The organism is Candidatus Fukatsuia symbiotica (assembly GCF_003122425.1).
GTDB classification, from domain to species: Bacteria; Pseudomonadota; Gammaproteobacteria; order Enterobacterales; family Enterobacteriaceae; genus Fukatsuia; species Fukatsuia symbiotica.
In genome coordinates this window covers 1,695,633-1,709,419 of sequence record NZ_CP021659.1, presented here as the reverse complement: position 1 = coordinate 1,709,419, position 13,787 = coordinate 1,695,633, and the positions used below count along the sequence as shown (strand labels likewise).

Annotated in this window: 6 protein-coding genes; 4 read left to right on the top strand and 2 right to left on the bottom strand. The window is 45.2% G+C overall.

The features are described from left to right. Window positions 1-68: 68 nt before the first annotated feature. Together CCS41_RS08305 and cysQ are read right to left on the bottom strand one after the other, a co-directional pair. Window positions 69-806 (bottom strand): PAS domain-containing protein, encoded by a 738-nt coding sequence (locus CCS41_RS08305; RefSeq protein ID WP_162860032.1) that lies wholly within the window; start codon window positions 804-806, stop codon window positions 69-71. A 655-nt stretch (window positions 807-1,461) separates the two neighbouring features. Continuing rightward, the gene (gene cysQ, locus CCS41_RS08300) at window positions 1,462-2,208 is read right to left on the bottom strand and encodes a 3'(2'),5'-bisphosphate nucleotidase CysQ (RefSeq protein ID WP_072550663.1); all 747 of its coding nucleotides are present in this window, start codon (window positions 2,206-2,208) and stop codon (window positions 1,462-1,464) included. Between the two features lie 527 nt (window positions 2,209-2,735). Between cysQ and rsfS the strand changes: the two genes are divergently transcribed. The 4 genes from rsfS (at window position 2,736) to CCS41_RS08275 (ending at window position 13,765) form a co-directional block, all read left to right on the top strand. Further along, window positions 2,736-3,056 (top strand): ribosome silencing factor, encoded by a 321-nt coding sequence (gene rsfS, locus CCS41_RS08295; protein ID WP_072550662.1) that lies wholly within the window; start codon window positions 2,736-2,738, stop codon window positions 3,054-3,056. Window positions 3,057-3,411: 355 nt separating this feature from the next. Continuing rightward, window positions 3,412-3,843 (top strand): hypothetical protein, encoded by a 432-nt coding sequence (locus CCS41_RS08285; RefSeq protein WP_162860031.1) that lies wholly within the window; start codon window positions 3,412-3,414, stop codon window positions 3,841-3,843. Window positions 3,844-4,040: 197 nt separating this feature from the next. Further along, window positions 4,041-10,604: a TcdA/TcdB catalytic glycosyltransferase domain-containing protein gene (locus CCS41_RS08280; RefSeq protein WP_119797469.1), complete on the top strand. Its 6,564-nt coding sequence runs from the start codon at window positions 4,041-4,043 to the stop codon at window positions 10,602-10,604. Window positions 10,605-10,621: 17 nt separating this feature from the next. Next, window positions 10,622-13,765, top strand: coding sequence for a C80 family cysteine peptidase (locus tag CCS41_RS08275; RefSeq protein ID WP_119797468.1), 3,144 nt, complete (start codon window positions 10,622-10,624; stop codon window positions 13,763-13,765). Window positions 13,766-13,787: the final 22 nt, after the last annotated feature.

Genomic DNA, 13,787 nt, shown 5'->3' with positions numbered 1-13,787 from the left:
AGCTGGAGCTACGTTGATGTCATTATGTGTAGAGACTCACATTGAGCACTGACATCAAGGTGATGTCTCTATCTTTCAATAGTATGATTAATGTGCAGGAATTTGGCAGGGATATAGCAATCATATCCTTTTTCCTCACAAAATGATTTGAAATCGTCGAAGGAGCTAGCCGCGGCTTTACGATAGATCCGTCGTGCGTTATTTTCTATATTGTGATAAGGGAGATTTAATCTTTTAGCGATTTCTGTCGTTGGTATTAACTGTAACAGAAAAAATATTATCTCAAATTCTTCGTGGGTAAAAAATTGATCGGGCTGTGTCAGCATCAATGAACTGGGCATTTTCATCTTTACATGATCATTTATAGAACAAATTTCTAGTTTTTTACCAGAAAAAATAGTCCCAATACATCCTTCTGTGCTATCAGTAAAGGGGCGTTTATCGAAGATATAGGCCTGTAGCTTTTTTTCACGCCCATAAAGATGTGTTTCAAGTACGGGGATGGGTTGCATAGTCTGTTCAACAAGTCGATCGTGTGTCTGGAATTTTGCGGAAAATTCTGCCATAGGTAACGGTATTTCGTTGTCGAACATTCCTTCAATCTTAAATTCTGCAGGGAGGTTATACAGTTCGATATGGGCTGGGTTAGCGTAGAGATAACGCGATTCGCGATCTTTTATTGCCAAAGGCTCCACGAGGTGATCCCATAATGATCTTCCAGTCGCCAAGTTAAGTGGTATTTGCGGTTCTGCAACAAATAATTTAGGTTTTTTCTCTGTGGCATTTTTACTATTACTCTTAACCATATAGTCTCCTTTGGCCCAGATGAGCCGCTGTTTATACATAGGTAAATTTTTCTTTGCTTTTTCTGCCCGCCATATAGATATAAATGTTGGTGAAGTTATTAGTGAGTAAATTACTTTTTCATCCTACATTTCTTACCCTGTACTGGCTATAACCCTGGCAGGTGAATTGTTGATATTGAGCGGTAAATTATGGAATTTTTATTTTTTTTTTACAAAAGATTGTAATAATTTATTTTTTTATCAACTTCTTATCTAAGAAGTGTCAATGGAGTATAAGAAATTGTAAAGTTAGGAAAATAATACATTACTGAGTATAATTCTCCTAAATAGGGCAGGTATTTTAAGTTTAGAACAGTAAAAAACAGAAGAGTCAGTCAAAGCCCTAATATAAGTCAATGTGGAATTGTTAAATATATATCAGATAAATAAACGTGCATTATTGCCATCAAAAGAAATGTCGTGAGCGATAGAATATAGAATGTCCTTAAATTTTATTTAGCACTGCAATAGATCAACGAATTAGAGGGTATAGCTGCATGATTTAATTTTGATTGCTTAACGGATATATTGAGGAGTCAATTTACGGAGTGGCTCATATTTGTGTGCTAATCAAAATTAAATCGTGCCGCTATATTAAGCAAATTACCTCAACAAATTAGAACAGAGACACTCTAAAACCAGGATTGAGGAAAGATTCGCGAGGGATATAGGATAAAGTTTTACCTTCCCAGTCACGCACTTTAGCGCCGGCAGCGGCCGCGACTGCGTGACCGGCGGCGGTATCCCATATATTCGTTAGCCCAAAGCGTGGGTAAAGCTGTGCACTCCCTTCTGCCACCAGACAGAATTTTAACGACGATCCCACGGCGACTGTCTGATGCTCACCTAAATGTTGTAGGTAGTCGGTGAGCTCATTGTCGTTATCACTGTGGGAACGACTGATCACCACCAACGGGGGACGGGCGTCGCACACACGGAGAGGTAAACGTTGTCCACCTTTTTCTTTCCACGCTTTGCCATTCTCAGCGCTATACATGGCTTCCGTGACTGGACTGTAAACGACGCCTAATACCGGTTCCCCCTTATTAATCAACGCAATATTTACCGTAAATTCACCGTTACGATCAAGAAATTCTTTCGTGCCATCAAGCGGATCAACCAACCAATAGTGCTGCCATGTCTGACGTACAGACCAGTCAGGCGGATCTTCTTCTGATAACAACGGGATCTTCGGCGTCAATATCGCCAGACCCTTTTTAATAATCTGATGGGCGGCGAGATCGGCGTTAGTAACGGGTGAATCATCAATTTTATGTGCCACATCAAGCGGTTTATCATGCTGATAAACAGTCATAATCGCTGCGCCAGCCTCTCGAGCCAATTGGCAAATTTGCTCTAACATTGTAGGCCCCACATTGTTAATTTTATTATCAATCTATTATAACAATCTGCCCTTTTACGTCCATTTATCGGATCTCTTCATTAGACTTTTTACAAAATCTACTATGTGCTGCAAATGTCTGCGTTACGTGGTGCCCGCAATCCCCATGTACTCGCTTGTACTGAGCAGTGGCTGTGTCGGTAACACTCGCGACGGTTTTGCAAGAAGTCTATTCTTTATTTATAGCAGAGAATAGGCTGCTTTCTAAAGCCATTGTGTGACACACCAGGGTAACGATACAAAAAGAGCATGGTGATCACCTCTTTTTTACGATATATTTTATTAGAACCTGTTCAGAATCTCTTGTGCTCGCCGATACGTCGTTAAAAACGAGCCTAAAATGTTCATTTACTCTCTTTTACAAAGAGTAAACTGCACTTTTTCGCCCCTTTTTTCTCTTTTGAGCACCGCGAAAAAGATTTTGAACAGTCTCCTCTTACAAGACCTATTGTGTTATGCAACAGATCCGATGAAATCAAGGTGAACCTTTGCAAAGTAAAACGCTACGAGAATTTATTATTGATAAGCTTGATGATCTAAAAGGCGATGCTATTGTTGCCATTGATGTTCAAGGGAAATCAGACATCACCGATTGTATGATCCTCTGTACAGGAACATCAACCCGACACGTTAGCGCTCTGGCTGATAATTTGATACAGGAATCACGGCTTGCCGGCATAAGAGCGCTAGGCACTGAAGGTCAAAAGCTTTCTGATTGGGTTGTGATCGATTTTGGCGAAGTGATTGTACATGTGATGCAAGAAGAAAGCCGCCGTGTCTATGAATTGGAGGCGCTTTGGAGTGAATAGGGATTAAACTTTATTTATCATAAAAATGTATCAAATCTTGTCCTACTCACTCCCTCTGCTATCACGACATTTATCCGTCGTAGCAGAGGATTCGTGTCCCAGTAATTTCTGCGCAAAATCCTTACTTTTAGCCCACTACCCATAATGAATGCCATGCGGCATAAATATACGACATGAATCATAGAGTTGTTCTACTATATCAATCAGTCAGAATGGGGAATGTAAAGAAAAGGCCATTGTCGTACGCCAAAGTTCTATATTATTTTTTATTTAATAAGATGATATCTTATTAACTCCTCTATGTTTTTTTAATTCATCCATTAAAGTTATTCCCATTTATGTTATCAGGGATAAAATGATGAATTATACCGAAATAGAAAATAAATTATCGAGTATAGCTGGGGATAAATATATTTTGGTATTCAGCGGATTTTCTGGTCTAGGCTACGAAAATCCCGCCCAGCTAGAAGAAAAATTAGAAAATATTTTGGATGACACAATCCGTGATTACGGCCGGGCAAATATCCTGGTTGTTGCCGGTGCCACGGAGGAAGGTATTGGTACGGTCTATCGTCTTGCTAAAGCAAAAGGAATTGCTATCTTAGGCATTGTCTCTGAAGAAGCCGAAGAAATGCCATTGGCAACGAATGAGCAAGAAACCGTTTTGATCCCTGATCCGGGTAAAACATGGAAGGTACTGGATGAAAATGGCCACTCCTACATGGTGAATATACTACAAGATCGTCGAGGCGTGTTCTATGCGTTAGGGGAGGAAAAGTCACCTTAACAGAATTAAAAGAAGCGCAGGGAGCAGGTTACACCACAAAAGTCTATCCAGATTTTGCGCCTGATCCAGAAAAAGTCACCGTCTGCGTAGAAAAGTTTAGGCAAAGGGCAGAGCAACAAGGGGAAGAGTTTGACAACAACGTCAGTTTTACAGAAGTAGCGGATGATTTTAGAAGAAACCGAATCAATATTGTCGTCATGGACAGTCAAACCGCCGCGTTAATCCCTCCTGATATTAACGGCCTGTCCCATCAGGAGAGAGCGCAAACATGGCAACAAGATGATCCTACAAAGCGGATCGTGCTGATTCGACACGCAAACGATCATTGGCAAGTCATCGGTGATTTGCCGCACGCGCTGAGTGATGGCGCGCCAGGCGGTGATCAAACCCGTTTTACGGGAGAGGAGATAAAAACAGGTTTAGCCGATTGGAGTAGAGATAAAAACATTGCAATAGATTATTTCCCTGCCACTAGCATCAATCCACAACAGTTACGTTCTGAACTCTTTGATGACAATGCAATTTATGCTTCCATAGAAATAAAAAGCAGGGCGGGTCTGCGAGGGGGAGAATATCCTCAAAGAGCAGTGAGCTTACAACAGACCGATGTAAGAAAATTTCTACATTTTATTTGGTTAGGAAAACTGGAAGCAATACAACAGGATTACATTACTGTTTGGCAAAAAATCAATCCGGATTATGAGATAAAAATCTGGTATGACTCAACGGCATTGTTAGCCCATGAATTGGATAAGCAGATAAAAAGTTTCGTCGCACGGGAGCTGATAGTCGGCGAAGAGGCTTACCTTCAGCGTGTCACTGAACTCAAAAATCAGGCACATCAGGCAATATCGCAAACGATGGAGAGGGAAGATAAAACCTTTGACCAGGCAGCGATTGAGTTTATGGTTCGCCATCTGGATGGTTCAGCAGAGGATCTAGCGCGTATTAAAACAGAAAAGCAGGATGCTTATACGAGATTTATAGCGCAACAAAAGGATGCCGCTTCAGATTACCGGCTGGAGGATATTTATAGCCCAACAGACAGCTTCATCGAGAGAAAATATTATTATCGGGAACTCGCTTTGGGGCAGGACTTAACTGCGGCCTTCAATATCGCCCGGCTGAACATCCTTAGCCAGCAGGGCGGCGTTTATCTCGATGCTGATTTATTGCCAGCACTGAAACCGCTTCTGCCTGATCCGAATTTAGCAAACATAGCTGATATCAATCTTGTTAAGGCGCAGCTGGTGACTGAATACTTAACAAAAACAGGAAAATTTCCCCACCACCAGAGAACAGTGAAAACTGGAGAGCATGATTATGCCAGGGATTTTTCTGCCCGCAGTCCAGAACATAAGGTGTGGGTAGAGCAACTGCGTGCTGCCATCAATCCTGTCAAGATGAGCAAAACGACCAGGTCGCTTAATGATTTTTTCCAGCCGTTAGGTCAACTGTCTATCAATCATAATGGCCTACGGGTGGCGAAGAACAATGGCACTGTATCGAATGCCGGGATGGTAGCGCCCGCGGGCAGTAATATGCTTAAAGCGGTTTGTCAGCATATCAATGACAATTATCGTCGCCAGGTTAATATGGATCGGGATATAGCACTGGATGCGAGGAACGGATCGATAGCCGTCAAGCAGGGTATGGAAGAATTTGCCCGTCAGCGTAGTGGTCTGTTTATGGATTTCACCGATGCTGAGTGGTTTTTTGAGGAGTTTGATCCTTATAGCAAAGAAGTGAAACGTCACTCTCAGGTGAGACAAAGAATCGATCATCGCCCTGTTTTCACTCATGATCAATTATCGCTGCGGCTTAAGGATATCCCGGTACTGACCAGGTTAATTCGATTGCAGCCTATGCAGGATCAATTACATCGCACAACAGGTGTGAAACAGGTTGAAATCGCCTTTAGATTGCAAGAAGAGATACGACGGTTATTGCAAGACCCAAATCAAATTCCTTATCCCTTGTATTCTCAGGTTTTAACGGAGTTAAATCAGCAAATTAATCACATGCTATTCAGTCAGCCGTTACCTGGCAAGGCGTATATTATCGATATCGCCAGGCAACGGCCCTCTCTCGCCGCTCAGCTATATAAAACCGCCTTTAATGAAGCACAGGGTTATCATCCTGGTTTAACCGACTTTTTGTGTTTTTGGATCAATGAGGACCCCTATTTAAAGCCGTTGATAGGTTCTACCATCGAGGCAACGCCTATGCCGTTCGAGGTGACCTTTCGTATTCCGTTGGGTGAGAGTTTTGCTCAGGTGCAAGCAGCACTATTACAAGCACAGGCTTCGAATGTGATGATGCGGGCAGAGCTCGATCAAAAAACAAAAGTGCTGTCTCTGGGTTACAGTTACCAGGATCTTAGTGATTTGGCTACCGGTGATGCGCCGGCGGCTATGGTTTTTACCTACCTGAAAGAAATCGCTGAGAGATTGAATGCCCATTATTCAGACGCGCCCTTTGACCAATTGATGCTAAATCAGTTTGCAGATAGGGAATATCTGCATCGGCTACAGGATACACGTTTAGCCCAGGCTACACGCATGTATTATCACAGCCGTAATATGGATTTTGATACCTGGGATAGACAATATTCCAAGCAAGGAACTGCTGCTCTCAATCAGGGGCTACGCAATCTGGCATTCTCTGAACAGCTGGCTTTGCTTTTGCAAGATCGCCCAGGACTGTTGATGGGAGAAGAGGGGGACACTATCACTGGCCAGCGTGTTGTCATAGCGCAGATAGATAGCTTAAAGCAACGGGGCATCACCACCCTCGGTTTGGGGTATTTACGCCATGATCGGTATCAACCGTTAATTGATGAATATCTAGGTAGTACTGCCCCTATGTCTGGTGAATTAAAAGCCATATTAGCAGGCAAATCGGTTGACATAACAACAAATGGTATCAAAAAGAAATCGTTGATCCTGTTGTTTGAAATAGCCCGCGCCAAGGGCATGAAGATACTGGCCCTGGGTGACAACAATATGGTTAGGCCAGAGACGGAAAATGGACACATTTGGCAGGCGGTAGCAGCGAATAGCAGGGTGGTGGATATCCTGAAAGCATTGCCAGAGGGTGAAAAATTTGTAGTGATCCATGACAGCAGGTACTTGACATCTCAACAGGGCATTGACCGTTTTATCCCAGGGCTCGCTCAGCGTCTTGGACTGCCGGCGCTGGCGTTCAATGCTAACCAGCTCCAGGTGATCGCGGATGAGGATGCTAATCGCCCCCTATTTACCCTGCTAGATAGCATCATTGAACAGAAACAACAAACCAGCCACAACCACTGGAGCCAGTGGTATGCCATGGCGTCAAAAGAGAATATAGCCTATAAAATGGCCGTACTGCGGCATCTGGATGCACTACAGCAAGAAACTTTTAGTGTGTTGACGGCAGAGTATCTACAGATGAGTGATAATCCACATTCTTTAGATCAGCGTATCACTGCGTTATCCAACGCTATAAAGGGCACGGAAAACAATATTAGCCAGGATGGCGGTAGCCAAAAAGATAAAGACTATCTGTCGACGTTGCAAGATATGCGCACTATGTATCAACAACATAAGAAAAGAGAAACGGATTATGAGGATCACTGGGAAACCAGTCGGAACGATTTGCTGGTCGGTGGTATCAAGACAAATAATACTGGCAAGCTGACTGAGCTTAATAGGAAGATAGCTACCCTGGAAGGACAGATAGCTGATCTTAATATCTTGCAGGTATTTTATAAAAGACAGACGTCGGTTGAGCCACCCCAGCAAAATGTCCGCATGCCACATCCACCGCTGGTAAGACAAGGATCAACACCTTGGAGTTTCGGCGCATCACGCCAGGTATCCGTTTTGCAAAGACAACATTCTGTCCCCTCGGGCAAGGAAGTGAATTTAATAATACCCGCAGATTTTTTACTACGGCGATTATTTACGCAAGGACAACCGTCGATCCTTACAGCAAAATTGTTACGGTACCAGCAGTTATCTCCTCAACTGGCCGCTTATAAGGACATTAAGGAAAAGTACCAGGATGAAATGACAAAATCGGGTGACATTGACAGTGACATTAACGGTGCAACACTGCACTTGCCATCTGATGGCAAGCTAACGAGAACAAATATTTCATTACTGCAAATGGAGGAAAAACCAGGTTGGATCCGTATGTATATCAGTCTGGTCGATGCCAATTATGATAGTAGCCAGAAGGAACTTTACCTGAGAAATAATAAAATTATTGTGCAACCACGAAAGGCAGGTGGGGACATTAATTTTTCGTTTGGCACAACCTATCGTAGTCTGGCCTGGCATCAGCAGTATCGCCTCAGCCCGAATATCAAACATGGCCCAGTCCATGCGCCGATCCGTTCCGTACTGGTCAAAACAGATTTTATCCGTGACTTTTTCGGTACTTTTATGGAATCCGAACATTCAGAACGTCATGCGATGCAAATCCAGTTCGTCAAGGAAAGTGAAACCGTAAAATTGGTCAGTGTCGATCAAAGACATCCCAACCAGGCAGGGCTAACTGTTGATTTAAAAAGTAATTTTCAGGAACTGTTAAATCAACATGCTGATGTGTCTTCGTTTACCACCATTGCCTCGAGAAGTTACCAGCAAAGCTTTTACCATGCTGATCGCGACGGTGAATTTTATGATATTCGTGAGATACAGCACGCCATTGGCCTGGGTGACGAGCAGTACCTCTTGCCATTTTCGTGGCAAAATAAATCAGAACTGGATATGGCCACCGCTTTTAACCGCATTATGACAAGAGGTAATAAAATAGAGGTCGGGCACCTCAGTCAGCGTGAATTGGTTCTCCTGTATGAGCAGAACAGCGCATTCTTCAATAAGCTAGAACAGGTCAGAAATGGCTCGGCCAGCCTGGCAGCCTGGTATCTGGATCCGATACAAAATCAGGCGTTCAGAGACCAGCTAACGCATCTACTAGAAATAAACTACCTCACCCCGGCGCGGTTACTGGAAAACAGTCAGGTTCCGCTATGGGGATCCCAGCGTGATGTCAATGGTAATCCCTGGTTGAAAGCACAGTGGGAAGGTGACTTTGCTCAAAGCTATCTGACCGATGAAGCCGCACAACAGGCTGTCGATCAGCTGATGGAAAAATTTGCCGACCAGTTGGCTCAAGACGAATGGGCAGTGCGGGGGACACCCAAAACGGAAGAGATGTGGCAAGAGCAAAAAGAGAGCATAAAAAACAGTGAAATGCAAAAAAGTAAAACAGAAGCAGAAGCAGAAGCAGAAGCGAGAGCTAACATAAAAATGAAGAGGTTTCGTGCGGCGGATAAAAAACGTACTGAAGAGGCAATAAGGAAATCCCTGCTTACCAAGATACTACAAGTCGACTACGTCCGTAGTGATTTGGCGCGTCTACGTCAAAAATTGCTCCAAGTCTGGAATAATGTTACCGATAGCGAACTGCTGCAGAAGTTACTACGTAATGAATTACATATAAACGGCACCTGGGCAGAGCTACGGTCCTTACGTCAGCAGATTTTTTTCCATGCCCTGCGTCCAGCAGCCCAGTATTATCAGAGTAAGAGGCCGGTCAAGTCTCCTGAAGGTCTGAAAGTTAACACCCGTGAAGAACGCCAGGCGCCCTGGTTTATTCTTAACAGTGATGACATTGATGGTATGAAAATTACGGATGACAAACTCAAAAGCCGTAACTGGTATCGTCCTGATCAGAGTGAGATGAGCGCCTTCATGGCGGATTTGGATACGCCTTTCAGCGGAGGCATATCGGGTACCACTCGCGATGTGACCCTACAACTTACTAATTTATTTGGCCCCTTGAATGTCCGCGAATACTGGACGCTGCAACTCTTCAATGCGGCTCAGATGATTAACAATGGCTATCATTCATTTTTTGAAGCGCTTTATGTTGCCGCATTTTTAGAGGACCGTTTTGTTGATCAGCAACAGTGTATTGGTAAACAGCTACGGGATACATTTGATGCATTACGTCAGCGTGCTAAGCGGGGAGAGATACTTAATGGTCAGCTATACGAGCAGACGCTGGCTTTGATTTTACCCAAACTGGATAACAGCGTGGCGGCACGTTATCTACCGCCAGAATATGGGCGTCAACACCACCTGTTGGCAACAGAATCAAATCGGTTTCGTGATCTGATGTCTATTGGGCAGTTACACCGGCGGGTCTGGGTATTTTCACGGCAGAAAGAGCCTGATTGCAATGATATTCTACAGGCGCTGGATCGATTGCGTGTAACTTCTGGTAGAGAAGGCATTGAAATGGCCTTTATTCTGCAAAATCAGCTGCGTAATCATCAGATGTGGTATCCGGACTCCGGTAGTAACCCCGCGTTTAAGGAATTAGATCAGCAGATTGAACAACGGCTGTTTTCTACAACCAGGATAACGGCAGCTGATCGCGCGAATCTGGTGCAGATAGCAGAGCAGCAGCCGACACTCGCGGCCGAACTCTATTATAAACTGGATCAGGCACAAGACAGCCTGCCGGAATTTGCAGAATTGCCTGATGGGCTTCTGATCGAGTCACATGTCGCTAAAGAACAAGGCACCGTCAATAAGATAAAATCTGGATTGCAGGAAATACAACAGCCTGCCAATGATGATAAAAGAGCACGGGAGGTGGACGCCACCAAAGCAAAAGGCGAGCACACGAGCAGTCTACTGACGCCTGAAGAAAAGCAGGCCATTAAAAATCGGGGGTATTTGAACGTAAGATACTGTCACTAGAGGCGCTACAGCCTGAGATGCAGCGTGCGGCAGAGGGGTTGAGGAAGCTACCTGGCTATCAAGGTACGGTTTACTATTCGCCTATGCCTTTAAACACCAGGGAAGTCACCCTGTTATTTGGTCGGCTAAAACCGGGTCAGGTGATGAGTTATCGAGGTTTATTGACCACGGATGCCAGTGTTGAAACGATCGAGGCGCTAAGAACTCCCAACGAAGGTAGAGTCATCTATGTGCTGGAAGGGATCACTGTAGGCTATAATACTGCCGGTATCACGGATAGAAATACCGCAGAAATCCTGTTAAACCCAGGCCAATACTTTCGAGTTACCGCTACTCAGAAAGTGGGGGATCACCTATACGTAATATTAAAACAGGAGGTTGATTTAACAGCAGGTGAAACTATTCGGGATCTCCACAAAGGTAACCTGGCAGGTTTTGTAGATTATGACTCAGTCAGTTTAGGCAATGACTTCAAGAGCATTTTCAATTATCCGGATCTTAACCAGGATCAGTCGATACGTATCCGCAATAGCGCGTTACCTGCCGGAAGATCGAGTTCAACCGACGAAATACCATTTTCTGGATCGTTAAGCGGTTTAGGCGTGGCGCAGCGGGATAATATTGCTAACTGGGCGATGCCGGAGGTCGCTGGGGAACGGGCTGTTGTTGGTGGCGAGACGCCGCGTAAGCGTCGTATTATCGTCCAGTTGGAAGATGACGCAGAGAGCTTACGTTCGGCGATAGCGCTGGCAGATAAACACCCGGGTGAGGCAGCGGTATATCAGCTGGATGTGCAAGGCCAGATGCGTCCGGTGTATGGCGACCCGACGGTGCTGGGTGGTAGCGGTGAGGTGGAATTGTTATTGGTCGGTCATGGCCGAGGGGGCGTTGGGGATGTGCAGAATAATACCAGCCTGGCGGGTTACACGGCGCACGAGCTCGCTGCTCTGCCTCGGCAAATATCTCAAAAATTAGCCCTACATTCTCAGATCAATAAGCTAGTGCTGATGGGTTGTGCGTTGGTTAATCATGACGATAAAAAAAGCGGATTTCTGTTTGATGCCGCTGCCGCACTGGCGCAACAAACGGGCCAAAAACCGGCTCAGTTAGTCGCCTATGCCAGCGAGCTATCGATAACTGCTGCTGTAGTACATGAGCGCAAGGTCGGGCATCGCCATCAGTTCGTTGAGGGGAGGATTGGCGAGCCTGCTCGCCAGGCGCGGATGAGTTTGGCATTCGACAGCCAACGACAGAGATATTTCCCTGCATTCGTATTTTCTATACAGCAAGAGGAAGGAGAGATCGCATCAAAGCAACCGATCGTGACAGAGGGCTGGCATCCGAATGCTCGACCTCTGGCGATCACTCCAGCAGATGAGATTGCAATTAAAACATCAGTAAAAGAACAGACGCGCGTCGAGTTACAACAACTAGAGCGCATGGCAAACAGGCTCATTAAGCATTATGAGCAGGCGTTAACCCAATACTATAAAAAAGAATATCGCTTTTTTGGCTTCGAGAACGTGGGGGATCAGGTTGAATGTATTTTTAAAACAACAGCCGATCAGCAAGATAAGCGTGTCATGGTAAAACATGATAGCAATAACGCGGTACTCTTTTTAGAGGAAAAACCGTCAGCACAACAAGGTGCACTGCCAGGAAGACGCATCGCTTTACAATACGGGAAAGACGGTGATGTCTTTAGGTTTTCTGTAGTAGAAGGGCTATCAGGACAAGCTGGTGTATCGCGTGAAAATGCTGTGTTTACGCAAATACGCGATAAAATGCTTTTGCTGGAGCCAGAGATAGCGCAGGCAGAAGGTATTTCGACGATGAATTTGGCCTTCCTCGCGCTGCATCTTTTATCACAGCCTCATGATGATGACCTTTCACCGTGGAAAAAATTTGTCGGCATGGCCAATTTGGGGCAGATACTGCATGGGATCGGGCAAGATATCGGCACTCTGGTCAGAACGGTCAAGCTATTACGCGGTGCAGGTGCCCAGGCTGAAGGCCTGTTAGGCAAACTGTTAGGGGGGACGGCTTACACGCACTCCGGTAGTGTGGTCAATGTCGCGGTGGATATCATCAATTTCATTGATGCTGTTCAGGATCTCAACGCCATGCCGCCAGGGCCGCAAAAAGATTTTGCTATCGCGCGCGTGGCATTAGCCGGCACACAATTGGCGGTAGATACCGGGCTGGCAATATTGCCTGTGGTTGCCAGTATTGCCCCTGCCACTGCACCTGCTATTGCCAGTTTCATGGGGATCGCGGGTCCCTTGAGTGTGGTTTTCGCCGGTCTGATGATTGGAACCAATGCGTTACTGGAGGCTATCGCTTTTAATAATACTCATTACCAAATTGAATTGGATGAAGTCATTGCGCCTTTTCGCCATTCAAAAAACAAAACCGTCATCACGCCTACGGGGATTGCGCAAGTAAGTGACGATGGGAAAATAGTCTCTCTTGAACCTTACGTCCCGCTGAGAAAGATCCGGATAAACGGGGAGATCCTGTCAGTACAGGTAGCGGATATCGGCATTCCCCGGTTTAATCCTGCTAATCGCGAGCATTCGACAACATACGGGAACTCGCTTAGCGCCTATCAGGCACTCGGTTTTGATCTTTCCCAGGTGATACAACAAAATACGGCGCTGAAATCGACCCAGTACTTGCTGTTGCCGGCGGCGTTGGATGGGCATTACAATTTTATGCATGATGTCGGTGCTTACGGGCGCTTAGACGGAAAAGAAATCTTCAATAGATTCAGCGCGTATTACAACTCATCGGGTGCCAATGTTTTTCACCTTGGTGGTGATCATGCACCAAACCATGCGGTCTTCACCCCTCGCGCAACAGAATACACGATAGAACTGGATGCGGGTGAGCGTAGTATTGGTTTTCAATCTCCCCAGAAGTTGGCTTCTATTAAGGGTGATGATCATGAGGGGCTTCACTCTGGGAGATTACCCACCCCGATGACAGATGCAGGGCATGCCCATTTTTTAACCTATCGATTCAAAGGGGGAGGGGCACCACCCGGATTGATTTATTTGATGATAGACGGCAGATCATCATTCAACCCCATCAGGACCCGGTACAACGGAAAAACGAACGTTGGGTATTCGATATCACCCCGGATACACTCGACGCGATAGCAAACAGAAAAAAAACTCGGTC

What these genes read in the sequence shown, in the direction of transcription:
- CCS41_RS08275 (WP_119797468.1), top strand. Translation starts at nt 10,622, where the DNA reads ATGCAGCGTGCGGCAGAGGGGTTGAGGAAGCTACCTGGCTATCAAGGT.
- CCS41_RS08285 (WP_162860031.1), top strand. Translation starts at nt 3,412, where the DNA reads ATGATGAATTATACCGAAATAGAAAATAAATTATCGAGTATAGCTGGG.
- CCS41_RS08280 (WP_119797469.1), top strand. Translation starts at nt 4,041, where the DNA reads ATGGACAGTCAAACCGCCGCGTTAATCCCTCCTGATATTAACGGCCTG.
- CCS41_RS08305 (WP_162860032.1), bottom strand. Translation starts at nt 806, where the DNA reads ATGGTTAAGAGTAATAGTAAAAATGCCACAGAGAAAAAACCTAAATTA.
- cysQ (WP_072550663.1), bottom strand. Translation starts at nt 2,208, where the DNA reads ATGTTAGAGCAAATTTGCCAATTGGCTCGAGAGGCTGGCGCAGCGATT.